Here is a 23,937-nt window from a genome sequence, read left to right on the forward strand (position 1 = left end):
CGACCCGAACCACGAATCGAGAGGAGGTGAACAACATGACCAAGGTACTGAAGCTCCAGCTGCAGTCCGACCCGGAGCTCGGCGACGACGCGCCGATGAGTTCCTACAGCGAGCACCACTGCGGCGGCGGCCAGGGCGGCGGCTCGGAAGAGGTGCTGTAGTCCGACGATCGCCGGGCGCGGGTGCTACCCGCGCCCGGCGAAATCTCTTGTATCCCAGAAGGAAAGAAACATGGAAAACCAGAACATGGTCGCGCTGGCGACCATGAGCACCGATGACGATCTGATCGACGACGCGCCGATCAGTGTGTTCTCCGTCGTCTATTGCGACGACGCGTATTTCGGGTGAAACGATGAGTACCTCAGCTACCGTGGCCTCCCCCGCGGCCGATCTTCGGCGCTACCGGGTCGCGCAGGCGGCCTCGACGTTCGGCAGCACCCTCACCGGCACCGCGGTCTCCGTGGTCGCGGTCGTCGGTTTGGGCGCGGGGCCGCACGCGGTTTCGCTCATCGTGACCAGCGCGATGATCCCGCCGCTGGTGCTCGGGCCGGCGGCCGGGGTGCTCCTCGACCGGGTGCGCAGACCACGCCGGCTGCTCATCGCGGCCGACCTGGTCGCCGCGGCGGCGGTGCTGTGCTGCGCCGCCACGATGGGCGCGGGCGTGCTGACCGTGGTCGGGCTGGCCGCGCTGTCGTTCGTCCTCGGGCTGGCCAGGGTGGTGATCGAAGGCTTGTACTTCGCCCACCTGGCCACGCTCGGGATCACCGATCTCGGCCGGGCGCGCGCCGGATTGCAGTCGACGACGATGCTGACCCGATCGATCGGCGCTTCGGTCGCCGGGCCGATGGTCACGACGATCGGCGCGGCGGCGATGTTCGCCGGTGACGCGCTCACCTATCTGTTCAGTGCCTACTGCCTGGCCGGACTCGACGCGCCCGACCGGCGCCAGACCGCACCGCGCAGCGGCTTCGGGCGCGAATTCCTCGACGGCGTAACGGCTTTGCGCGGTCACCCGCTACTGGCAGCATTGGCGATGTACCTGCTGGTGGGTGGGGCCGCGGCGGGCGGCACCGCCGCTTTGCGAGCGGTGTTCCTGCTCGACGAAGTCGCGATACCCGTTGCGGTGTACGGAATTCCGGCGGTCGTGGCGACGCTGTTCGCCGCGGCCGGTGCGCTGCTGGCCCCGCGCCTGCACGCCAAGGCGGTGCCCGCCCGGCGAGTACTCGCCGTCACGGTACTCGGTGGCGCCGTCGGCACGGCGCTGTTGCCGATGGCCACCGGACCGACAGCGATGGTGTTGCTCGCCGCCTGCCTCGGGGCCGCCGTGCCGATGTTCTTCGGCGCGGTACTCAACATCGCGCTGGTGACGGTGCTGGGCGATGGTGTCGGCGACGGGTACTTCGCCCGGGTCGGTGCGCTGCTGGCCACCGGGACCACGGCGGCGAACCTGCTCGGCGCGCTGCTGGGCGGCGTGCTCGGCGAGCGATTCGGTGCCCGCACCGGGATCTGGTCGTTCGTCGCCGCCGATCTCGTTGCTTCCCTGGTATTTCTGCTGTTCGTCGGCCGCACACCCGCCGCCCGCGACAGCGTTGCCGATCCGATGGTGAAGGTGGCGTGATGACTGCTGAATACCCCTATATCGCCGCGTCGGACACGTGGGATGTGCTGCATGGCAATCGAATTCCCGACCCGTTCCGGCGGCTGGAGGATCTGGCCGACCCGGGCAACCGCGCCTGGGTGCGGTCCCAGCGCCAACTGGCCGACAGCTACCTCGACGCGCTGCCCGGTCAGGATCGGTTGCGAGAGGTGTTGCGCGACATCATTGTCGCGGGGCCGACCGCGTCTCCGGTGAAATCCGGCGGCGCCCGCCGGTTCCGGGTGGGTCGGACGCATTCCGCGGGACCGTGGCAGTTGGAGGTCGCCGACGGTCCGCAGGGCGAGTGGCGGACGCTGCTCGATGCGGCGGTGCTCGGCAAAGGTGCGATCCTGCGGCGCTGGACGCCCTCGCCCGACGGCCGGTTCGTCGCCGTGCAGGCCAGTGTCGGCGGCGCCGAGGACACGACCCCGCTCGCTCTGCTCGACGCCGCCACCGGCACAGTGCTGCACACGTGCCCGCTGACCCGGTACGCACCGGTGGAGTGGCTGGCCGACGGCAGTGGCTACTTCTATGTGCGGGGACACGAGAACGGTTGCGGCAGTGGGGTGTACCGGCATCGGGTGGGCACCCGGCTCGCCGACGACGAACTCCTCGTCGGCGACGAGAACCCCGTCGGCCGCTACCATCTCACCTTCTGGCACAACCGCTGGCTCATCGTCACCGGGCGGGCGGGCACCAGCCGGACCACCCGCGTCTCGATCGCCGATCTGCGCGAAGGGGGTTCGTTGCGTCCGCTCGAACTCGGTGGGCTCTCCTCCGCCGGGGTCGTGCTCGATGCGGCGGGCCGCATCTTCGCGATCTCCACCGCCACTTGCGAATTCGGGCAGCTGCTCGTCGCCGAACCCCTGCCGACGGGCGGGTGGGGCTCGTGGCGGGTACTGGTCCGGGCCGCGGAGCCCGCGGTGCTGGCCGCGTTCGCGCTGGCCCCGGCCGACGGCGGGGACCGGCTTCTGATCCTGCGCACCAGAGACGGCTACGCCGAGCTGTCGGTGCACGACGCAGTGCGCGGCGACTGGTTGTTCGACGCCGAATTGCCCGGCGCCGGAACGGTTGCGGGCATCAGATCCACCGACGAACCCGGCGTGCTGGTGCTGAGCTACACCGACTGGATCCGGCCGCTCGGCGCCTGGCGACTGGACCTGCGGTCGGGGCAGGTGTGCCCGACCGAGACCGTCTCACGCGAACTGCCCGGCATCACCGTCACCCGCGCGACCTACCGCTCCGCCGACGACACCGAGGTGCCCGTCACGGTGCTCGCACCCGCCGGTCCACCGGTGCCGAGACCCACGATCCTCAGTTGCTACGGCGGCTTCGGCATCACCTTCCGGCCCGGCTATCAACCGGACGGACTCACCTGGGTGCTGGCCGGCGGCGTGATGGCCATCGCCGGGGTGCGCGGCGGCGGCGAACGCGGGCGGCGCTGGCACCGGGACGGGGCCGGCCTGCACAAGCTCAACGCGTTCGCCGACCTGCACGCGGCGGGTGACTGGCTGGTAAATACCGGTTGGACGCGGCGCGGCGCACTCGCACTGCTCGGCGGCAGCAACGGCGGGCTGATGGCGGTCGGCGCCATGGTGCAGCGGCCCGCGGACTATGCCGCGGTGGTCAGCGCGGGCGCTCCGCTGGACATGGTGCGCTACGAACGATGGGGGCTCGGTCGCGCGTGGCGGGAGGAGTACGGCTCCGCCGACGATCCCGCGGCACTGCCGGTGCTGCTGCGCTACTCGCCCTATTACAACGTCACCGCGCACACCGGGGAGGAACCGCGCCGCTGGCCGCCCGCCCTGTTCACCACCGGTGACAGCGACACCCGCGTGCCGCCCGTGCACTCGTGCAAGATGGTCGCCGCGCTGCAACGCGAGACCGGCGGCCCGGTGCTGCTCGACGTGATCGTCGGCAAGGGCCACGCGGGCGGCGGCCCGTCCTCCGACCGCGCGCTCATCTGCCTGCTCGCCTTCGTCGCCCAGCACACCGGATTGGCGCTCGAAGAGTGAGCCGAGGATCGGCCGTCGTCACGATCCGGGCGACGGCCGGTCCGGCGGGCGGTCGAGGATGATCGCCGAGGCGCGGGCCAGCACTTCGTCCCGGGTGCGGCCGTTGTGGTCGGCGACGAGGAACTGGTTGCCGATGGCCGCGCAGAAGGCGAGCAGGCTGCGCGCCTCGATCTCGTCCGGATCGTCGCAGAAAGTGCCGATCGTGCTGCGCAGCAAGGCCATCCGCCGGTTGTCCACCCGACGCAGACGTTCGGCCACCGCCTCGTCGCGGCGAGCCCAATCGCGGATCGCCAGGTCGATGGCCAGCAGCCGCTCCCTCGACAGCGTCAATTGCCCGGCCAGCACGATCTTGACGCGCGGATCGTCCTCGTCTTCGACCCGGGCGAGCACGTCATCGATGCTCTCCCGTTCCCAGGTGTCCAGCATCTCTTCCAGCAGTGCGTTGCGATCGGCGAAGTATCCGTAGAAGCCGCCCTTGGTCACGCCGAGCGCCTTGGCCAGCACCTCGATGCGCACCGCGGCTACACCGCGCGCGGCCAGCGTCTGCAACCCCTGCTCGATCCACGCCTGGCGTGGCGTGCGGGCCACGGCCACCTCGCAACTCCTCACTCGACTTCTCCGCTGTATACGTGACCGTATATCAACGCCGGACTGTGGCAAGGTCGCAAGGATGACGAATCGCTGGGTCGGTGTGACCATCGACTGCTTGGACGTGGAGACGGTGGCCGAGTTCTGGAGCACGCTGCTGGGTCGCCCGCGCGGACTGTCCCGTCCGGGATGGGTGTATCTCGGCGACCGTGACGACCCGCTACCGCGCCTCGTATTCCAGCCCGTGCGCACGCCGAAGCGGGAGAAGGTCCGGCTGCACCTCGACGTCGCGGTCGACGATATCGAGCAGGGCATCGCCCAGGTCGTCGCGCTCGGCGGCCGCGAGACCGGCGAGCGGCACGAATACGACCAAGGGGTGGTGGTCGTCCTCGCCGATCCCGAGGACCACGAGTTCTGCTTGGTCCAGTACTACTGAGCCGACGGTCGGCAACCGGTCATCCCGCGATCACCGCAGGTTCAGGGCATGGCCGGAACCCGCTGTTACCGTCGGACATGACCTCCGAAGTGATCGCCAAGGCGAATTACCCCGGCGGAGCTGCGGTAGCCAGACGCTCGCCCGCGGATCGCGTGCGCGGTGCGACCGAGCTGCTGCTTTCTGCGTTACCGTCCGCCGCGGTGCTGACCGTGCTGCTCTACGGACTCGGCCGTGCGGTCGGCGTCGGCTTTCCCGGCGCGCTCGCCGCCGCGTGGTTCATGGTCTGCGCGGTCTGGAGCGCGGCGCGATTCCTGGTCCCCGACCAGCGCTGGTTGTTGCGGATCTTCGGGCTGCGGCCACCCACCGAGGAGGAACAACTCCGGCTGACGCCCGCCTGGGAGAACGCCGCGCACAAGGTAGGAGTGCCCGCCGCGGCCGCCACGTTGTGGGTCAAGGACGCGGACCGGCAGTTCCTGGTGCCCGACCGGATGATCACCGTGCCGCCCGAATCCCTGCAGCGGCTCCGGCCCGCGGAACTCGAGGCCGTGCTCGTGCACCAACTCGCGCAACGGGTCCAGGGGCGATTGACGTTCTGGCAACTGATCTTCCGGCACTACAACCTGCCCGTCGTCTGGTTCGAACGGGCGTTGACGTCAGGCGTCGGTCTCAGCGCGATCGGCGAGGCGATCGCCCAGCCGATGCCCGCGCGCGGCGCCCGCGTCTTCTCCGTCGGCTGGACCGTGTTCAGCCGTGTCCTCGTCGCCTGTCCTGCCGTCGCGGCGGCCACCGTGATCATCGGCCTCGCACCGGCGTTGCTGCTGCGCCTGCTGCCCGAAGTGGCGGCGCTCGCATCGCGGCCGATCGCCGACCGCATCGAATACCGGACCGACCAGATCACCGTCGATCTGGGCTACGGCCCGGAACTCGGCGGCATCCTGCAGTACCAGCACGTCCCCGAGCCTGCCCAGAACCTCCCCGATCTCCTTTCGGTTTCCCAGTTCTCGCTGCGCACGCCGCCCGCCAAACGAATCGGCCGCATCCGCGATCGACTCGACGAACTGGCGCGACGCTGGAACCCCATCGTGCCCCGTCCCTGAACCCGGCCCCTTTTGCGGGCTCTGTCGGCTGAGTGAACGACTGTCGGGGCCGGGGCTGCGGCACGAGAATCGGGGGGACAGCATGGCGCGGACAGGGGTCGAGGGGAAGGTGGGGCTGTGCAGCTCACTCGAGGGCAGAATATGCCGCTGCCGACGACCGCTTTCACGGTTCGACTGCGGGTGGATCACGGGGAGGGTCCGATCGATGTGCGCGCGGTCGTGTTCCCGGAGGACGCCGCCGCTGCGGTCGACGTGCTGTCCGACGGTGCCAAGATTTCGGGAATCCATTTGTCGGGCAGCGATATCGAGTTCGACCTCGCCGAGTTGAACGGCGTGCTGCGCGTAGTGGTGCTCCTCAGCGACCGCGACACCGTGCCGCCGGTGGAACTCGTCGCGGTCGACGGCTCGGGTCAACCGCTGGTCGAGTTCTCGATGCCCGCGACCGCCGGAGACCGGGCGACGATCGCCTGCGAGATCTATCTACGCCAGCAGCAATGGCGGATCCGTGCCGTCGGCCAAGGTTATCGTGGTGGGATAGCCGCAGCCGCAGCCGATTTGGGCTTCACCGCGGACACCCCCGAACGGCGGGGCCCGACGCCTGCCCCGTCGGCCGACGCCCTGCCCGACCTGCGACACACGGTGGCGGAACTGCAACGAACCGCGGCCGCCCACCCAGAACTGCTGCCCGACTTGGCCGCTGGGCTGATCGAACTCACCAGGCGACTCGACGCCGACGGCGAAACCGTCGAAGCCGCCCTGACTTCCGAGCGAGCCGTGGCGGTGCTGGCGAAACTGTCCGCCGACCAACCGGGCGAGTTCGAGGGTTCGTGGGCGATCGAACTGTGCAATCTGGGCGTCTATCTGTTCGAGCTCGACCGCTTCGACACCGCGCTCGAACACACCCGGCACTCGGCCGAGATCCTGGAGCGCCTCGCCGCCACGGACCCGGACCGCTATCTCGGACCACTCGCGACCGCACTGTCGAACCTCTCGTATCGGCTGGTCGACGTCGGCCGTGCGACCGAGGCGCTGGGGCCGGTCCAGCGCAGCGCGCAACTACGTGAGCACCTGGCTGCGCGGGACCCCGACACCCATCTGCAGGATCTCGTGGTGACGATGGTGTCGTTGCGTGGCCTGCTGGCGCGGATCGGGCACATCGAGCAAGCGATCGAGATCGCCTACCGGACAGCACAACTCACCGAACAGCTCGGTGACGGGCAGGTCGGCTCCCTGGTTGCCCGCCTCAACGCGCTCGACCAGTTGGTCACGGTATTGATCAGGTTGGGCCGCCCCGAGGACGCGATCGAACCGGCGCGCAACTGGGTCGCCGTCGCCGAACAGCTCGCCGCCGCAAACCCGGTGTTCCGCTCCGCCCACGCGAAGGCACTCGATCAACTGGCCGCGGCGCTCGACGAGTCCGGTTTGCTCGCGGAATCGGTGCTGGAAAATCATCGCTGTGTCGCCCTCTACGCCCAGCTGGCAGCCGAGGAGCCGCAACGCTATCGCGCCGAGTACGCCTTGGCATCGATGCGATTGGGATTGCGGCTGGAAGAGAACGGCGATCCCGACACCGCACTGGCACCGGCACGGCGTGCGGTCGAAGTATTCGAAAGCCTTGCCGCCGAGGACCCTTCGACCTATCGGCACCAATTCGCCTTGGCGCTGCACAATCTCATCGCACCGCTCGACAGCAGTGGGCGGGCCGACGAAGCATTGCGCGCCGCCCGCCAGGTCGTGCAGATCCGAGACGAGCTCGCCAGAGCGAACCCGACCGGGCTTGTCGACCTGAGTTATTCACTGAACAACCTCGCCATTCTGCTCGGCGCGGTGGACAACACCGAGGCGATCGCCTGCGCACAGCGCGCCGTCGCACTGCTCGAACGATCGCCCGGCACCGACGACAACCAGCTCGACATCATGGCCAGAGCGTTGGAGACGCTCGCGAATCGACTCGACCACGGCGGTTTTCACGCCGAAGCCGTCGGTCCCGCCCAGCGCTCGGTGGCTTGCTTCGAAAAGCTCGCCGTGGCACGGCCGGGCCCGTCCGGCGACCTGGCCCGCGCCCTGACGAACTTCAGCAACAAGCTCTCCGCCAACGACATGCACAACGAGGCACTGGCGGCAGCACAGCGCGCCACCGCGCTGCTGGAGCAACTGGCCGCCGTCCAACCGGCCGCCTACACCCAATCACTCGCCTTCGCGCTGCACACCCTGGGCGCCCGGCTGGCCGTGCTCGGCCGCCTCACCGAAGCTTTGGTCCCGGCTCAGCGCGCCGTCGATATCTTCGAACGACTAGCCGCCGCACACCCTTCCGTGCACGCCGGCCACCTCGCGACCACCCTCGACAACCTCGCCCGCATGCACCGAAACCTGGGACACCACCGCGAAGCGACCGAGGCCGCGCACCGCGCCGAGGCGGCCCGTCGCCCACGATGACGCCACTCGGCAATCCTGCGTCCCGGCCAGCCGATGTCCATACTCGGCTTACTCACGAACTCTGCCCGGGAGTCTGTTTGCGCGGTCGCCCGCCATGGCCTGGGCGGCAGGCATTCCATTCATCGATGGTCTCGGGCAGCCAGCCGCGGGTGGTGCCACGGGGCACGGTGCCGTCGGCGTTTAGCGGTCCGAATCATGTTGCAAGCCTCGATGTCTCGGAGATCGCCGCGACGCGCTCCTGCGCCGGTAGCCGGGCGTCGACCCACGACACCGAGTCGTCATCGGATCTGTGGTACACCAAATCTATTGACGGTCAAGAGTTCTCATTCACGGCTACGACCGAACCGTACTGTTCGCAGTGGCCCGGTAGGTTTGGCGCATGGCTGAGGTCACCGCACAGCAGAAACCGACCCGGTCAGGGCTGTTCGGGATCGATTCTGCGCGGCTTCCCTACGCGCCGGATCCCGGCGGCCGGGGCGTCGGCGGCTCGTTTTCGTCGCAGGGCGGCGAGATCGACGACACTCGCGTCCTGCTCGCCCGCGTCGTCTCCGGCGGGGTCTGCGTCGACCGGCCATTCCCCGGTTTCGCGCTGCAGTTCCGATCGCATGACGGGTCTGGTCGGGGCGGGGTCGAAGACCGTCCCCGGGGCCTGCCACGGTTTGCGCGCAGGTTCACCCGCGTCGTGTTTCATGCGCCGCGGGCGGTGCGGCAGCCGGATCAGCTTCGACTCGCCATCGCCGGCTTCGGGCTGATCGGTCCCGGCCGCCCGTAGGCCTTCCAGTTTCCTGCGTACCCGTTCCACTGCGTCGAGCCTGTCTTCGCCGGGTCCCGGCGGGGATCCCCGCTCCGGCTCGTCCCGGTCCGACATCGTCCTAGCAACCCGTGGGTGCGACGACACCCGTCGGCACCGCGGATCGAGCCCTGAAGATTTTCCTGATTGCGTCACTCACGCCCGTATTCTCTCTCAGGACGTCCGGGCGTGTCGCCCACCCTCGGATTCCGGGCGCGATCGCAGGTCTTGCGGCGAAGACCTCCCGTGCTTTCCGAGTACCCCGGGAGGCGCCACCGCGGTTGCGTTCACCCTGGCCCCGGCCGCCGCGAACGCTTCGCCGGGCAGCGGCGCGGGTTGGGACCGCCCGATCCCGCCCGCGAGCCCGCCTGCTCGGCCATCCGGCCGACCCTCGACGGTTTCGCGGCCTCCGTCTACGACAACGCGGTCCTGCACAACATCGTCATCCCGCCGATCAACCTGGTGCAGCGCGCCGTATGCCAGGATCGCTGACCCGGTCCATTCGAACACCCCGGCCGCGCAGGCCGGTTCGCTTCCGTCCGACGGCCCGCCTGAAAATGATTGGCAGCGTGCGCTTTCCAGCAATTACGCCACCGGCTCAACCGGGATGGTGGACTATTCGAGCATGACGGGGGACGCTCCGGAACCGGCACCACGCGCACAAGCGACGACCGCGCAGATGACTGCGATGCGGGGTCAGGTCGACCAGTTGGTCGAAGAGGCACCCCGGCAAGGCAGGCAAGCCCGCGACTGGGCGAGATTTTGGAACACCACCCACATCGTGCTCGGCTTCCCCGCCGCGGTGCTCGCGGCCGTCTCCGGGGCCACCGGGCTGGCCTCCGCCGATCTTCGCGTACCCGCCGCCCTGCTCGCGCTGATTTCCGCGGGCCTGTCCGCAGGCGCAGGTTTCCTGCGCAGTGACGTCCGCGCCGCCGCGAACTCCAGCCGCAAACGTGGCTGGCGCGCACTGGAAGCAGAAGCCCGCCTGGTCCAAGTCCAGGAAGCGTACGCAGACCCACCCGCCCTGTACGCAGCCCTGCGCCGACTCCTGGAGCAGCGCAACGCGGTGACGGCGCACAATTCCGACTCCGGCCCGGACCCGAGACCCACCGGCTGAGGTTCGCCGCGCCTGGTGATCGAAACGTGCCGGAGGGGGTATTGCGAGTCGACCTACTAGAGGAGGTTGCTCATGCATCGCGCGAACGAGGTCGACGACAACGAAACGGACGAACCGAAGGGCGGACGGCCGGGCCCTACCGATGAGGGGCGCGACGGGGGGATGGCGACACGGGAGATCGCACCCGAGTTGACCGAGACCGAAGGGGCACAGGAACCCCCGGACTGAGCCAGGCACAGCGTCCTGCGACCGGGTCCGTCTCGCGGCACCCCGTCGATCCGGGTTGACCTCGATCGATATCGGGGGTTTCCCGGATCCCGCGACCGGTCGTGGCTACCTACGCTGAAAACTCCATCTCGACTTTCGGAAGGGCGGGCCGAAAATCATGTCCGAGCAGATCATCGACGGTTCCCGAGCGCTGCGCGGCACCGCGGCCGGCGTGCTCGCCGTGCTGGGCAGTCTCTGCGCGATCGCCGCCGGAATGATCCAGTGGCGGCAGGACATTCCGCGCGGCGATGCCCTCGACGTCTTGGCCTACGTCGAGGGCCGACCGTGGTTTCTCGCCGCATACCTCGGCATCATCGGCATGATCTGCTGGGCGGTCGCGTTGTCGACGGCCGGCCGGGCGCTGGCCGATCCCAACGCCCGTGCGCTCGCACGGATGGTCGATCCCATCATGTTCATCGGTGTCGCGGTGTTCTCGGTCGATTACGCCCACGACGGGGTCACGACCGGCGTGCTGGCCCGGCAGTGGGCCGACGGCGACCGCACGGCGGCGCAAGCGCAGGCCGCTTACCAGGTCGTCGAAGTCCTCGTCGGCGGGACGACCATGCTCGCCCATGTCCTGATCGGGTCGGCGCTCACCGGCTACGCCGTCGCGCTACTGCGCAGCCGCCAGTTCTCCCCCACGATGTGCTGGTCCGGAATCGTGCTCTCGTTCGGCTGGTTCGCCGGCGGGTCGGCGCTGTTCCTGCGACTGCCGGGAGCCGGATTCGAATTCTTGCTCCCGTTCACCAGCGCGATGACGATCTGGCTCGCAGTGCTGGGAATCATGTTGCTGCGCAAGGTACCCAGCGGTGCGGACCGGCCGGTCGAAACGTAAGAGCTCGTCACCGGCGGGCCGGTCCGTCCGCACGGCCGGAAGAGGCCGACTTCGCCGTACTCAAAACTGCGGCGAAATCGGCCGGTTGCCGGTCGATCAACCGCGCCGATGTCGGGTCGACCATGGCGAACTCACGCAGCCGTGCCAGAACTCCATCTTCAGCGCATTGCCTCCAGTTCATCGAGGAAGCGGTCGGCGGCGGCGGTTTTGGCTCGGGGGGCGGTGAAGTGGGTGCGTACTTGTTGTTCGGTGCGGGTCAGGACGGCGGTGTGCAAGGTGGTGCGGAGTTCACGGGTCAGTTCGGTGCGTAGGCGGGCCAGGCGTGCGTGGCCGGAACTGTGCTGCCGTAGCGCTTCCGCTTCGGCGGCTGCTTGTGATTCTGCGAGGATGTGGACGGCGTCGGTGTGCGCGTCGTGTTCGAGATGCCTTGCGGCGATGGCGATTTGCGCCATCGCCGCCTCATCCGCCTCGGCCGCCGCGACGACCCGGTTCGCTGCCCGCTCACTGTCCACCAGTTGTGCTCGAACCACGTTCTGCGCCTTCGCCATCGCGGTGGACAACGGCGGCACAACCCATTTGACGAGCACCCATACGATGACCGCGAAACCGAACAGCTGACTCAGGAAAACCGGCCAGTCCCAGACGATGTCGTGCAACTGCGGCTACCTCCTTCCGACCTGGGCCGGGTCCGCGATGACGCGATCGGCGAGCGTCCGGGCGAGCGGTTCGACGCTGTCGTGCAGTTGCGCGCCGATCCGCTCGGCCTCGGCGCGCAACTCGACGGCCGCCCGGGCCACCATGGCATCCGCCTCTTCCTGTGCCCCGGCTTTCCGCTGCGCGATCAGCGAACGCCCTTGCGCCCGGGCTTGTTTCCGGATCGCGGCGGCCGCGCCTTCGGCCTCGGCGAGCGCCGACCGATAGCGCTGGTCGACCTCGGCGCGCAGTGTCGCGGCCGTCCGCTCATCCGCTTCGGTCTTGGCGACCCGCGCCTCGCGTTCTTCCATTGCCCGATTGATCGGCGGTATCACGAAGCGCCAGATGACGCCGAGCACGGTCACGAAGATGAGCAATTCGGCGAAGAAGGTGCCGTTGGGGAGCAGGAAGTTCTCTCCGGCAGTGTTTTTCGTCGACATGTCGCGCCTACTTGCCCGGTGTCGCGAAGACGAGCAACGCCATGAAGGTGAGATTGATGAAGTACACGGCGTCGATCAAGCTGACCGTCATCAGGTAGTTGCCGCGCAACCGGCCTTCGGCCTCCGGCTGCCGGGCCACGCCGCCGATCAGCGACGAACCCACCATGCCGTTGCCGACACCGGCGCCGATGGCGCCGCCGAGCATGATCAGTCCGCCGCCGATGAGCGCCGCCGACTGGATGATCGCCGCGTTGGTGATGTCTGCCATTTTCTTTTCCCTTCTTCGTGGTCAGTGGTTTTCGTGCTCGCGCGACATCGACTCGGCGAAATAGAGGATGGTCAGCAGCGAGAAGATAAAGGCCTGAATGAGCCCGACGAACAGGTCGAACAACTTCCAGGCCGCGTTCGGGGCCCAGCTGATCCAGGCGGGCAGCAGCGTGATGACGGACAGCATCACGCCACCGGCGAAGATGTTCCCGAACAGTCGCAGCGACAGCGACAGCGGTTTCGCGATTTCCTCGATGATGTTGATGAGCACCATCCCCCACCCCGCGTGCCCCTTCAGCGTCTGCTTCAGGTGCCCGAGCGGACCGCGCCGGGCGATGCCCGCGGCCTGGTAACCGAAGAAGACGAATACCGCGAGCGCGTAGACGAAGTTGACGTCCGCGGCCGGCGGATGGATCAGTTCCCCCGAGCCGTACCGCACCGGCAGCACCGCCAACCAGTTCGACAGCAGAATGAAGATGAACAGGGTGACGGTGAGCGGTAGCACGAACGGCGCCACCCGCATCCCGATCGCACTTTCCACCTGATTGCGCAGTTGCACGGTGACGGTCTCGAAGAACAGTTGCACCCCGTTGGGCACGCCGGAGGTCACCGTGGCCCGCAGATAGAACGCGAGCCCGAGCACCACCACCGCCGCCACACCGGTCGACACGATGGTGTCGACGTTGAACTCCAGTCCGAGCAGCCGTACCGTCTGGTGCTCGCCGACCTTGATCGTCGTCATGTCTGCCCCTGCAATGCCGGTCGCCGGACCCGGAACAGCCGGGCGGCGTGGAATACCGCGAGGCCGAAGAACACGCCCACGCCGGGCGCACCGGCCAGGAATGCGATCGCGATCGAAACCACGGTCAGCACAAGCAATCTCGTCATCGACAGCAAGACCAGCCGCCCGCTCGTCACGTCGTCGTCCACGATGCGGGTGATCGCCCGCCGCGTCCACAGGGCATTTCCCCACCCGAGCGCGAGTCCCGCGCAGAAGTACATCGCCGTTGGCATCATCACCGGAGCCTCCCCTTTGAGGTCGTTCTACGACGTAGCATAGTTGCTACATCTCGTCGTGACAACGCTATTGACATGGGGCAGCACGATGCGATGAGATAGAGAGATGCGCGCGACTCGACCGCGCGCCGACGGCGGCTACTCGCCCGAGGTCAGGGGTGTTCCCGGCGCGGCGCCTCGATGCGCACCAGCCCGGACTGGAACGCTGTGACGACGAGTTGGGCTCGGTTCTGTACGTTCAGTTTCGACATCGCTCGCTGCACATGGGTGCGGATGGTGAGCGGGCTGACGTACATCTTTTCGGCGATGGCCTCGTTGGACAGTCCCGAGGCGACCAGCACGACCACTTCACGTTCGCGGGCCGTGAGGATCGCGACGGGATCGCCTGCGCTGATGCGGTTTTCCGGCAGGGCGAGGTAGCGCGCGATCAGGGTTCGGGTCGCGGCGGGTGAGAGCAGGGCATCGCCGGCGGCGACGGATCGGATGCCGCCCAGCAGCTCTTCGGGGCCGACGTCTTTGCCGAGGAATCCGCTGGCGCCCGCGCGAAGGGCCTGTGCCACATACTCGTCGAGCTCGAAGGTGGTCAGGATCAGCACCCTGGTCCGGCGCAGCGCGGGATCGTCGCAGATCTCCTTGGTCGCGGCCAGGCCGTCGACACCGGGCATCCGGATGTCCATGACCACCACATCCGGCTCGGTGGAGCGAGCCAGATCGATTGCCTCGCTGCCGTTTCCGGCGATCCCGACGACCTCCATATCGGGGGCCGAATCGATCAGGAGCCGGAAGGTGCCCGTGAGCAGCGCTTGGTCGTCGGACAGGAGAACACGGATGGTCATGCTGTCTTGTCCTCGAGGTCAAGGTTTTCCGAGTGCGCGAGCGGCAGTTCTGTGGTGACTTCGAATCCGCCGTCGGGACGGTGCCCGACGTGCAGATTGCCGCCGACCGAGATGGCTCGTTCGTTCATGCCGATCAGGCCGAAACTCTGACCGTCCGGCGCGGGCGGGCGCGCATCCCGGCCCCCGTCGTCGCTCACGCTGATGGTCAGCAGCAGCCGCGAATAGACGAGGTGGACCGTGGCCGACGCGCCGGCACCCGCGTGCTTGGTGACGTTGGTGAGTGCTTCCTGGATGATCCGGTAGGCCGTCAGGTCGGTGCCGGGTGACAGCGGACGCGGCACCCCGCTGATCGACAGCGACGGAGTCAGTCCGGTCCGCTCGAACGAGGCCAGCAGTTCGCCCAGCTGCGCGAGGCCGGGCGCAGGCGCCAGCGGGACGTCCATCTCGCTTTCCCGCAGTAGTCCCACACTGGCTTTCAGCTCGCGTAACGCCGCGGACGTGGTGCCGGACAGCTGGTCGAGCATCTCCTGCACCTGATCCGGCTGAATCCGCAAAAGGTATGCGGCAGTGGAGGCTTGGGCATGCGCGAGCGCCATATGATGGGCCACCACATCGTGCAGCTCGCGCGCGATCCGCAGCCGCTCCGCGCTGACCCGCAGCCGCGCTTCTTCTTCGCGGGTTCGTTCGGCCAGCTCCGCGCGCGCGTGCAGCGCGGCGAGGTAGTCACGCCGGTTGCGGCCCGCTGCACCGAACGCGGACGCCACCAGCAGGCCGGCGATCAAAGTGATGCGGTCCCCGGTCAACAGCGGCGTGAACGAGGTGATCAACGAGGTGATCAGTAACGCGAGCCCGGCCGCAACCTGCGCGGCCTTGGCGTGACACGTTCGGGACCAATACATTTCGATCGAATACATCGCGACGAAGGCGGCGCCCGCGCTGACGATCGACATCTCGAAACCCAGCACGCCGATCGTCATCGCGCAGCCGGTGGTGAGCAGCAGTACGCCGCGCGGGAACCGCCGCCGCCACAGCAGTGCCAGCGAGGCGAGTGCCGACAGCGCGAACACCGCAGGCGATGCGGGCCGGACCACCATCGGCCCGTACCCGTCGAGGCCCCCGGCGACCCGGCTGGCGTAGGTGGCCATCGCGCACAGCAGGACAGCGATGATCACGTCGATGGCGTGCCGGTGTCGGCGCGGCCATTGCGACCAAGCGGCGGTCATGCCTGCACCTCCTTGTTCCTGCACACTAACCGGCTGGTCAGCAGCGTGCCGTCCGGCCGCCGCGACGGACGGCCGGACGACGCGTTCCCCCTCAGACGCGAGCGGATTCCAGTTCGCGATCCGGTTCGACGGGCTGGATGTGTTTCAGCCCCTCCCCCTCGACGTCCACATTCGGCAGGATCTTCGCGAGCCACCGCGGCAACCACCAGGCCTTGTCGCCGAGCAGCGCGAGGACCGCCGGGACGAGGGTCATCCGGACGACGAACGCGTCGAAGAACACCGCTGACGCGAGCCCCAGCCCCATCATCTTGATCATCGGTTCGCCGCCGCCGATGAACCCGGCGAACACCGCGATCATGATGGCCGCCGCGGCAGCGACCACCCGCGCGCTGTGCCGGAATCCGGTGACGATCGCGTCGTGTGCGCTCTCGCCGTGCGCGAACGCCTCCCGCATCCGGGTGACCAGGAAGACCTCGTAGTCCATCGCGAGCCCGAACACCACGCCGATCAGGAAGATCGGCATCATGCTCATCACCGGCCCGGTCTGCTCGACGCCGAGCAGGTTCGCCAGCCAGCCCCACTGGAACACCGCGACGATCACGCCGAAGGCCGCACCCACCGAGAGCAGGAAGCCCAGCGCCGCTTTGATCGGCACCGCGATCGAGCGGAACACGACCATCAGCAGCAGCACGGCCAACCCGACCACGATGGCCAGGTACGGCAGCAGCGCGTCCGCCAACTTCTGCGACACGTCGATATTCATCGCGGTCGCACCGGTGACCAGCATGGTCGCCCCCGTCGCCGTCCGCAGTTCGCCTGCCGCGTCGCGCACCGCGTGGACCAGATCCTTGGTCTCGGTGGTGGACGGACCGGTGGCGGGCACCACCGTGAGCACCGCGGCGTCCCCGGCCTGGTTGAACGAGGCGGGCGAGACCGACACCACGTCCTTCGTCGCGGTCAGCGTCTTGGTCGCCTGTTCCACCGCGGTCTTCGGGTCGGCGACACCCGCGACATCGATCGCGACGGTGAGCGGCCCGTTGAAACCGGGACCGAAGCCGGCCGCGAGCGCGTCGTAGGCGCGCCGCTGGGTCGTCGAGGTGGGTTGCGATTCGTCGCCCGGCAACCCGAGTTCGAGGCTGCGCACCGGTAAAGCCAAGGCCCCCATGCCGATCAGGCCGACCAGCAACACCAGCACCGGCCTGCGGACGATGATCTGCGCCCACCGCGTCCCCATGCCGGGTTTCGCAGCGGACCGGGCCGCGGCACCCGCGCGCCGGTCGGCAACGGCGTTCTTTCGGAAAGCCCTCGGCATGACCGCCTGTTGGCAGAACCCGAGCAGCGCGGGCAACAGCGTCAATGCGATCACCACGGCGACGGCCACCGTGCCCGCGGCCGCCAAGCCCATCGTGGTGAGCGCGGGAATCCCGACCACGGCGAGCCCGGCCAGCGCGATGACCACGGTGAGCCCGGCGAAAACCACTGCGGAACCCGCGGTTCCGACGGCACGGCCCGCCGCTTCCACGGCGCTGTAACCCTGCGCGCGCTCGCTGCGGTACCGCGAGACGATGAACAGGGCGTAGTCGATGCCGACCGCGAGCCCGAGCATCATCGCCAGGGTGGTGGTCGTGGTGGACAGCCCGATCGCGACGATGGCGGCGATGCCCACACCGATCCCGATCAGGGCGGTGAGCAGGGGCAGTCCGGCGGCCGCGAACGCGCCGAAGGTGATCAGCAAAACCACGGCCGCGATGGCGATTCCGATGATCTCGGTGGCGCCACCCATTTCCGGTTCGGCCATCAGGGCGGTTCCGCCGACCTCAACGGTGACGCCAGCGGACTTGCCCGCGTCGATCGCGTCGGTGAGCGCCGTCTTCGTCGCGTCGGTGAGGTTCTGGGTGGTTTCGCCGTAGCTGACCGTCGCATAGGCAGTCGTGCCGTCCTTGCTCACCGCCCCGGTCTGGAACGGGTCGAGTACGCCCTTCACCTGGGCGCCGCTCGCCACATCGGACAGGATCTGCTCGACCGCGGCCTTGACCGGTTCGGCGCCGACCTGCTCGCCCGCGGGGGCCACGAAGACGATCCGGGCCTGCGCCCCATCGGATTTGGTCCCCGGGAAACGTGCGCCGAGCAGGTCGAACGCCTGCTGCGACTCGGTGCCCGGGATCGAGAAGGTGTCCGGCGGCGGCTTCGGTGCGTTGAGCGCCCCCGCCACCACGGCGGCCATCACGCCCAGCCAGAGCAGCACGACCAGCCGCCGTTTCTCGAACGCGAACCGGCCCAGCCGGTAGAGGAATTTCGCCATGCCGCCATGCTCGTAGGACGGTTCCGTAGTCCGCGTCGTGCGCAAGCAGGCTGTTGCGACTACTGCATTCGCAGTACGTTCTCACTGATGAACAGGGCACCGGGCGGTTGCGAGCGGCGAGGCACTAGATACGGTGATGTCCGGTCAGTATTCGTGCGATGAGGGAAGATCACATGGTGTCGGTGGATCCCAATGCGGCTGTTCCCGTTCATGTTCCAGAACCTGGCTGGAAGCTGCTGTGGAAGACGCTCTTCGGGATGGTCGCGACCTTCGCGTTCGCGCTACCTGTGTTGATGGTGGCCGTACGCCTGATCGACGGCGGCGGCCCGTGGTGGCTGACCGGTCATCACCTGGCCACGGCGCAGTGGTACGAGGCGGTCCGCAACACCGTGGCGGTCGTGGCGCTGACCGTGGCCGGCGGAGCCGCCTATCTGGCCATTCGACGGCAGCGCACCGCGGACTCGACGCAGCACACCGCCGCGCACGCCGTCACTCTCCTCGCGGAAGCGAACAGACTCGCCACGGCGGCGCAGGAGATCGCCGCGAAGGCGCAGCAGACCTCGGCCGATGCGCTGGTCGTCAGCAACAAGCAGTACGAATTGGCCGCCGCGCAACATGACGCGGCCGCGATCCGCGATCTCCGCACCCGATTCACCACCACCTCGGGACAACTCGCCCACGCCTCGCCGGCCGTCCGGATGGCGGGCGTGTACGCGATGGCGGCGCTGGCCGACGACTGGCACGCCCGTGGCAACCACGCCGAAGTCCAGGTGTGCGTCGACGTGCTCTGCGGGTATCTGCGCCTGCCCTACACGCCCGATCCCGACTGCGAGCGCAGTCAGAACGGCCTCGAGGTGCGCAAGACCATCGTGCGGGTCATCGCCGCGCATCTGGTGCCCGCCGCCGAGCATTCGTGGTCGGACCGCGACTTCGACCTGACCGGGGCCTACCTGGCCGACGCCGATTTCAGCTCGTCGCAGTTCCGCGGCCGTAACACCTTCAACGACACGGTGTTCGCCGGAAAGTACGCGTCGTTCAACGGCGCGAGGTTCTATGACAAGACCTGGTTCGAGGGCGTGACCTTCGCCGGGCCCGCCGACTTCGGCGGCGCGCGGTTCGACGAGGAGGTTTCCTACCGCAACGCCACCTTCGCCGGGCTGACCCGCTTCTCCGAAACCGAGTTCGCCGGGTCCAACACCTGGTTCGACGGCGCGACACTGGACGGCGCAACCAGTTTCGCGGACGCGATCTTCGGCGGTGAAGGGGTCTCCTTCCACAAGACGAAGTTCCAGAAGCACACCTCGTTCATCGGCGCCGCGTTCAACGGATGGCACACCAGTTTCGACGCCGCTGTCTTCACCGGCCCCACCATCTCCTTCGAACGCCCCGCCGCGTGGCGGATGTTGACCTTCGACTGGGATCACGTCCCGGGAGCCCAGCCCCCCAACGTGCTGCCGAACAAATGGCCCCCGGCGGTGCAACCGACCGCCTGACCGTCCGCACACCACGGCGGACGAGGTTCGGCCGCCCTCGACACCGAGGTGGCGAACGCTCACCCCTGCGTGGTGGCCGACCACTCCTGGGGTTCGTGGCTCAGCCCGCTTCTGCTGCGTTGAATTGCCTCAACAGGCACACACCCAGCAATCTTCAGGAGCACCCGTTGGCTACACCGTCCACCACCAAGAAGCTCGCGGCGACGAGTCTGCTCGTCACCGGACTGGCCGCCCTCACCACCCTCGTCGCACCGGCCGCGAACGCGTCCAACGGCGTCGAGGGAAGTATCAGCAGTCCCGCCGCGGGCACGGTGACGCTCGGGTGGCGGGTCTACATTCCCGCGGGCAGCACCGCGACCTGCGACATGGTCGTCGAGAACAGCGTCGACACCGTTGGGACGTATCGCGAATTCGACTACTCCGCCATCGGCGGCTCGGCCAATCATCAGGGACGCTGGGTCACCGACTCGTTCCAGACCTCGGCGCCCGCGGGCAGCACCGCGTACGGCGATGTCTACTGCACCTTCCTGAGCCCCAGCGGTCAAGCCACGACTGGTCAGTGGCAAGGCAGCACAGCGGTCAAGATCGTGATCAAGGGCGGTACCCCGACCATCCCGCCGGGCGGCGGAGTGGGCTGAACAATTCCGGCCCAGGGGTCGGATTCCGAGGACAACGCCGTATGAAATAGCTACTCTCCGAAGAAATTACGAGAGGCCAGGTGTGACCGGCCGCTCGAGGTCGGAGGGCGAAGTGAAATCCACCAGATGGGCAGCGTTATTGGTGACGGCCGCGTTGGCGATAGGCCTGACGGCCTGTTCGTCCGGCGGGGACGATGCGGCGGCGGGCGTGGTGACCGCAAACGGCGGTGAGCCGCAACATCCGCTCGTGCCGACGAACACCAACGAGAACCAGGGCGGGCGCGTGGTCGACCGGCTGTTCGCCGGACTGAAGTATTACGACGCCGACGGTAAGGCCCACAACGAGGTCGCCGAAACGATCGAGTCGGCCGATCGGCGGCACTATCGGATCACCCTCGAACCGGGTTGGACGTTCACCGACGGCACCCCGGTGACCGCGAAATCGTTTGTGGACGCGTGGAATTACGGCGCGCTGAGCACCAATGCGCAGTTGCAGAGCTGGATTTTCGCCTCGATCGTCGGCTACGACGAGGTATCGGTGGACCCGCCCAAGGCGCAGACGATGTCGGGGCTCAAGGTGGTCGACGAGCGCACGTTCACGGTAGATCTCACCCGCCCCTCGATCGATTTCGAACTCTCCCTGGGGTTCACGCCGTTCTTCCCGCTGCCCGAGGTCGCGTATCGGGACATGAAAGCGTTCGGTGAGCGTCCGGTCGGCAACGGCCCGTACAAGTTCGCGAACGACAACGCCTGGCAGCACAACGTGCAGATCGATCTCGCACCCAATCCGGATTATCGAGGCAACCGCCCGGCCAAGAACAAGGGTCTGCGGTTCGTGATGTACGCGACCTACGAGACCGCGTACGCGGACCTGCTGGCCGGCAACCTCGACCTGCTCGACACCATCCCCGACAACGCGCTGACCAGCTTCAACTCCGACCTCGGCGACCGCGCCATCCACAAGGCGACGGCACGATACGAGCACATCGGATTCCAGCCCACCGTCCCGCATTTCGGCGGCGCGGAGGGCGTGCTGCGCCGCAAAGCGATCTCGCTGTCCATCAATCGCCAGCAGATCGCCGACACCATCTGGCACGGAACCAAGGTTCCGGCAAAGGATTTCACCTCGGCGAGCCTGCCCGGTTACAACGGCAGTCTGCCCGGTGTGGAACTGCTCGCGTACAACCCGGACGAGGCGCGGCGACTCTGGGAGCAGGCCAACGCCATCGCACCGTGGACGGGCCGCTTCGAGATCGCCTACAACGCCGACGGCGGCCATCAGGCCTGGATCGAGGCCGTCGCGAACAGCGTCAAGAACACCCTCGGCATCGATGCCCTGGGCGCGCCCTACCCGACGTTCAAGCCGCTGCGGGACGCGATCACCGGCAAATCCATTCGCACCGCGTTCCGCAACGCCTGGCAGGGCGACTACCCGACGATGCTGAATTTCCTGATGCCGCAGTATCTCTCCGATTCGGCGAGCAACGACATCGGCTACGTCAACCCGGAATTCGACAAGATCATCGCGACCGCGCTGGCCGCGCCCACCCCGGAGGAGTCCTACGCGCACATCGCGAAGGCGCAGGCCATCCTGTTCCAGGACATGCCCGACATTCCCGTGTTCGACGACAACAACAACGCGGGGCATTCGGACAAGGTGCGGCAGGCGAAGCTGACCTGGAACGGTCTGTTCGCTTACGAAGGTGTCGAAAAGTAGTCCTCGGCAGGTGAACCGGCGTAGCCGGACAGGAGACGGCCGGTCGATCCACTGGATCGACCGGCCGTCTCAGTTGGCGCAAGCCTGCTCGGTGCGTCAGAAGGAGCAGTCCGTGGGACGACCCGCCCAGCCGCCCTTCAGGAATCGGATCACGGCGCAGAAGATATCCGCCGACGACCCCTGGACATAGGTCGCGGTAGAGGTCGTGTTCGCCGGTGCGGCAACGGGTTGCGCCGCGGCCAGTCCGGCCGGCGCGAGCAGGCCCGCCGTCAGGGCGGCGACAACGATGAGCTTTTTCACAAGAGTGTCCTCTTCGTCGGGAGACAGGAACACGATCCATGATTGCGCGCCCGGTGCCGCGCCCCGGATTCTGGGGGGTCGGCGTCAACGGCCATCAAGGCTCGTCGCTCGCGACCGTGCCGTGCGAGGAGGTGGCGGCGTAGCGGCGGGCCAAATGGGCGAAAGCTTGCGACAGCTCGGCGGGCCCGACGACCTCGATATCGGCATCGAACATACCGATCGCGGTGGCCAGCGCGGGCCATGACCAGGAGCCCAGCACAACTCGGCAGCGGTCCGGACCGAGGTCCTCGACTATCCCGTCGTGCAGGAACGGTGACACCTCGGCGGCGGGCCGGGCCAGGATGACTTCGCCACGGCAGGGCCAGCCGCCCATGCCGTCGGATCCGGCGAACCTGCTCGCGACGAAGGCCGCCACGTTCGCGCCGGGCAAGTCGCGAGGGACGAAACGGGGGCCGGTCGGCGTACGCGGCGAGATCCGGTCGGCGCGGAAGATCCGCCAGTCGTCGCGAGCCAGGTCCCACGCCACGAGGTACCAGCGACCACCCCGGGTGACGAGATGGTGCGGCTCCACTCGCCGCGGTGGAGTAACGCCCGCACCGGCGTAGTCGAAGCGCAGCACCTCGTGGGCGTGCACGGCTGCGCTGATCGCCAGCAACACCGCACTGTCGAGCGGTGGCGCGGCGGGATGCGCGACGGCGGTGACCTGAAGCGTGTCGATACGGTGACGCAGCCGTGCGGGCATCACCTGGCGGAGGGTGTTCAACGCCCGCACCGCGCCTTCCGCTATGCCCGACCCGGCGGTGGTGGCCAGCTGGAGCGCCACGGTGAGTGCGACGGCTTGTTCGTCGTCGAACAGCAGCGGCGGCAGTTGCGTGCCCGCTCCGAGCCGGTATCCGCCGTCCGGACCCTTGATCGTCATGATGGGGTAGCCGAGTTCGCGCAGGCGGTCGATGTCGCGGCGCACGGTGCGTGGGCTGACCGCCAGCCGCTCGGCCAGCAAGGTTCCCGGCCAGTCCCGGCGCGCCTGCAACAACGACAGCAACGTCAGCAGCCGTGCGGAGGTCTTCGCCATATTTTGATTCTGCCGCAAGTAGCGGACACAACCTGACCGCTTCTCTTGCGACCGTGGTCTCGGCAGCAAGTCGAACAGAGGAGCAAGCATGTCCGTCACGACCACCACCCACCTGAACTTCCGCGGCGACGCACGCGCGGCGCTGGAGTTCTACCAGTCCGTGTTCGGTGGCCACCTCGCCGTCGTCACCTACAAGGACGCCGGGAACGTCGAAGACGAGTCCGCGGCCGACCAGGTGATGTGGGGACAGGTACTGGCCGAGAACGGTTTTCACGTCATGGCCTACGACGTGCCCGCGCGGATGGACTACGACCAGGGCGCGAATTCGTTCTTCGTTTCCCTGCGCGGCGAGAGCGTCGAGGAGATCACCGGCTACTGGGAAACACTGCGCGCCGACGCGACCGTCGTGGTCCCGCTGGGACCGGCGGGTTGGGCGCCCGCCTATGGGATGCTGCGCGACCGCTTCGGTGTCGTCTGGGTTCTCGATGTCGTCAGCGGATACAACGGATAGCACCACGTCACGAGGGGCGGGAGACGCGCTCCCGCCCCGGGATGACCGAGCGGCGAGAGGACACACGATGAGAACACCCACCAGCGGACGGGTCGCTCGCGGCGACATGATCGAATGACGATACTGACGACCCGGGCGCTCAATCGAGCCACGCTCGCCCGGCAGATGCTGCTCGACCGTGCCGAGATATCCGCTCTCGATGCCGTCGCCC

At 68.0% G+C, this 23,937-nt stretch carries 26 protein-coding genes; 15 read left to right on the plus strand and 11 right to left on the minus strand.

The annotated features are described in order from the left end of the window. The first annotated feature begins 35 nt into the window (after positions 1-35). The 3 genes from NBRGI_RS49600 to NBRGI_RS10945 all read left to right on the plus strand — a co-directional run bounded on the left by NBRGI_RS49600 (position 36) and on the right by NBRGI_RS10945 (position 3,651). A complete protein-coding gene (locus NBRGI_RS49600; RefSeq protein WP_256656750.1) occupies positions 36-161 on the plus strand; it encodes a hypothetical protein in 126 nt (41 codons plus the stop codon). A 191-nt stretch (positions 162-352) separates the two neighbouring features. After that, positions 353-1,618, plus strand: coding sequence for an MFS transporter (locus NBRGI_RS10940; protein ID WP_029895138.1), 1,266 nt, complete (start codon positions 353-355; stop codon positions 1,616-1,618). Then, on the plus strand, positions 1,618-3,651 hold the full coding sequence (locus NBRGI_RS10945; protein WP_029895141.1) for a prolyl oligopeptidase family serine peptidase: 2,034 nt from the start codon (positions 1,618-1,620) through the stop codon (positions 3,649-3,651). Before NBRGI_RS10940 ends, NBRGI_RS10945 begins: the two co-directional genes overlap by 1 nt. Before the next feature lie 18 nt (positions 3,652-3,669). Here the strand turns inward: NBRGI_RS10945 and NBRGI_RS10950 are convergent, their stop codons facing one another. After that, the gene (locus NBRGI_RS10950; protein ID WP_029895143.1) at positions 3,670-4,245 is read right to left on the minus strand and encodes a TetR/AcrR family transcriptional regulator; all 576 of its coding nucleotides are present in this window, start codon (positions 4,243-4,245) and stop codon (positions 3,670-3,672) included. A gap of 76 nt (positions 4,246-4,321) precedes the next feature. Between NBRGI_RS10950 and NBRGI_RS10955 the strand changes: the two genes are divergently transcribed. The 8 genes from NBRGI_RS10955 (at position 4,322) to NBRGI_RS10990 (ending at position 11,217) form a co-directional block, all read left to right on the plus strand. Beyond that, entirely contained in the window at positions 4,322-4,675 is a 354-nt protein-coding gene (locus tag NBRGI_RS10955; RefSeq protein WP_029895145.1) for a VOC family protein, read from the plus strand. Positions 4,676-4,752: 77 nt separating this feature from the next. Then, positions 4,753-5,772 carry a hypothetical protein gene (locus tag NBRGI_RS10960; protein ID WP_029895147.1) on the plus strand — a complete coding sequence of 340 codons (1,020 nt, stop codon included), beginning with the start codon at positions 4,753-4,755 and terminating at the stop codon, positions 5,770-5,772. A gap of 117 nt (positions 5,773-5,889) precedes the next feature. Beyond that, positions 5,890-8,208: a TerD family protein gene (locus NBRGI_RS10965; protein WP_148310774.1), complete on the plus strand. Its 2,319-nt coding sequence runs from the start codon at positions 5,890-5,892 to the stop codon at positions 8,206-8,208. Between the two features lie 379 nt (positions 8,209-8,587). Further along, positions 8,588-8,980 carry a hypothetical protein gene (locus NBRGI_RS47380; protein ID WP_148310775.1) on the plus strand — a complete coding sequence of 131 codons (393 nt, stop codon included), beginning with the start codon at positions 8,588-8,590 and terminating at the stop codon, positions 8,978-8,980. A 354-nt stretch (positions 8,981-9,334) separates the two neighbouring features. Then, a complete protein-coding gene (locus tag NBRGI_RS48110) occupies positions 9,335-9,490 on the plus strand; it encodes a hypothetical protein (RefSeq protein ID WP_158439854.1) in 156 nt (51 codons plus the stop codon). Between the two features lie 133 nt (positions 9,491-9,623). Continuing rightward, a complete protein-coding gene (locus NBRGI_RS10980; RefSeq protein ID WP_235210912.1) occupies positions 9,624-10,115 on the plus strand; it encodes a hypothetical protein in 492 nt (163 codons plus the stop codon). Positions 10,116-10,187: 72 nt separating this feature from the next. Continuing rightward, positions 10,188-10,343, plus strand: a complete 156-nt coding sequence (locus NBRGI_RS48510) for a hypothetical protein (RefSeq protein WP_162836667.1) — start codon at positions 10,188-10,190, stop codon at positions 10,341-10,343. 157 nt (positions 10,344-10,500) lie between these two features. Then, entirely contained in the window at positions 10,501-11,217 is a 717-nt protein-coding gene (locus NBRGI_RS10990) for a hypothetical protein (RefSeq protein ID WP_029895154.1), read from the plus strand. 158 nt (positions 11,218-11,375) lie between these two features. Here NBRGI_RS10990 and NBRGI_RS10995 read toward each other — a convergent pair whose 3' ends face one another. From NBRGI_RS10995 to NBRGI_RS11030, 8 genes are all read right to left on the minus strand, one after another. Then, positions 11,376-11,873, minus strand: a complete 498-nt coding sequence (locus NBRGI_RS10995; protein WP_051727655.1) for a F0F1 ATP synthase subunit B family protein — start codon at positions 11,871-11,873, stop codon at positions 11,376-11,378. Between the two features lie 6 nt (positions 11,874-11,879). Next, on the minus strand, positions 11,880-12,350 hold the full coding sequence (locus NBRGI_RS11000; RefSeq protein ID WP_029895158.1) for a F0F1 ATP synthase subunit B family protein: 471 nt from the start codon (positions 12,348-12,350) through the stop codon (positions 11,880-11,882). Between the two features lie 7 nt (positions 12,351-12,357). Then, the gene (gene atpE / locus NBRGI_RS11005) at positions 12,358-12,618 is read right to left on the minus strand and encodes an ATP synthase F0 subunit C (RefSeq protein ID WP_014987510.1); all 261 of its coding nucleotides are present in this window, start codon (positions 12,616-12,618) and stop codon (positions 12,358-12,360) included. A 21-nt stretch (positions 12,619-12,639) separates the two neighbouring features. Then, the gene (gene atpB / locus NBRGI_RS11010) at positions 12,640-13,359 is read right to left on the minus strand and encodes a F0F1 ATP synthase subunit A (RefSeq protein ID WP_029895161.1); all 720 of its coding nucleotides are present in this window, start codon (positions 13,357-13,359) and stop codon (positions 12,640-12,642) included. Beyond that, a complete protein-coding gene (locus NBRGI_RS43655; RefSeq protein ID WP_148310776.1) occupies positions 13,356-13,637 on the minus strand; it encodes a hypothetical protein in 282 nt (93 codons plus the stop codon). Before NBRGI_RS43655 ends, atpB begins: the two co-directional genes overlap by 4 nt. Positions 13,638-13,786: 149 nt before the next feature. Continuing rightward, on the minus strand, positions 13,787-14,470 hold the full coding sequence (locus NBRGI_RS11020; protein ID WP_029895165.1) for a response regulator: 684 nt from the start codon (positions 14,468-14,470) through the stop codon (positions 13,787-13,789). Beyond that, a complete protein-coding gene (locus tag NBRGI_RS11025; protein ID WP_036558442.1) occupies positions 14,467-15,693 on the minus strand; it encodes a sensor histidine kinase in 1,227 nt (408 codons plus the stop codon). Before NBRGI_RS11025 ends, NBRGI_RS11020 begins: the two co-directional genes overlap by 4 nt. 91 nt (positions 15,694-15,784) lie before the next feature. Continuing rightward, positions 15,785-17,995 (minus strand): MMPL family transporter, encoded by a 2,211-nt coding sequence (locus NBRGI_RS11030; RefSeq protein ID WP_029895169.1) that lies wholly within the window; start codon positions 17,993-17,995, stop codon positions 15,785-15,787. 158 nt (positions 17,996-18,153) lie between these two features. Here NBRGI_RS11030 and NBRGI_RS45095 point away from each other — a divergent pair, with 158 nt between their 5' ends. From NBRGI_RS45095 to NBRGI_RS11045, 3 genes are all read left to right on the plus strand, one after another. After that, a complete protein-coding gene (locus NBRGI_RS45095; RefSeq protein ID WP_081878001.1) occupies positions 18,154-19,488 on the plus strand; it encodes a pentapeptide repeat-containing protein in 1,335 nt (444 codons plus the stop codon). Positions 19,489-19,655: 167 nt separating this feature from the next. Next, on the plus strand, positions 19,656-20,126 hold the full coding sequence (locus NBRGI_RS11040; RefSeq protein WP_029895173.1) for a hypothetical protein: 471 nt from the start codon (positions 19,656-19,658) through the stop codon (positions 20,124-20,126). A gap of 112 nt (positions 20,127-20,238) precedes the next feature. Then, complete coding sequence (locus NBRGI_RS11045; protein ID WP_235210913.1) at positions 20,239-21,843, plus strand: peptide ABC transporter substrate-binding protein; 1,605 nt, start codon at positions 20,239-20,241, stop codon at positions 21,841-21,843. Between the two features lie 96 nt (positions 21,844-21,939). Here the strand turns inward: NBRGI_RS11045 and NBRGI_RS11050 are convergent, their stop codons facing one another. Then, entirely contained in the window at positions 21,940-22,143 is a 204-nt protein-coding gene (locus NBRGI_RS11050; RefSeq protein ID WP_148310777.1) for a hypothetical protein, read from the minus strand. 94 nt (positions 22,144-22,237) lie between these two features. Then, complete coding sequence (locus NBRGI_RS11055; protein WP_029895179.1) at positions 22,238-23,215, minus strand: helix-turn-helix transcriptional regulator; 978 nt, start codon at positions 23,213-23,215, stop codon at positions 22,238-22,240. An 88-nt stretch (positions 23,216-23,303) separates the two neighbouring features. Between NBRGI_RS11055 and NBRGI_RS11060 the strand changes: the two genes are divergently transcribed. Then, complete coding sequence (locus NBRGI_RS11060; protein ID WP_029895180.1) at positions 23,304-23,726, plus strand: VOC family protein; 423 nt, start codon at positions 23,304-23,306, stop codon at positions 23,724-23,726. Positions 23,727-23,937: the final 211 nt, after the last annotated feature.

Source organism: Nocardia brasiliensis IFM 10847, assembly GCF_000710915.1.
Taxonomy (GTDB): Bacteria; Actinomycetota; Actinomycetes; order Mycobacteriales; family Mycobacteriaceae; genus Nocardia; species Nocardia brasiliensis_A.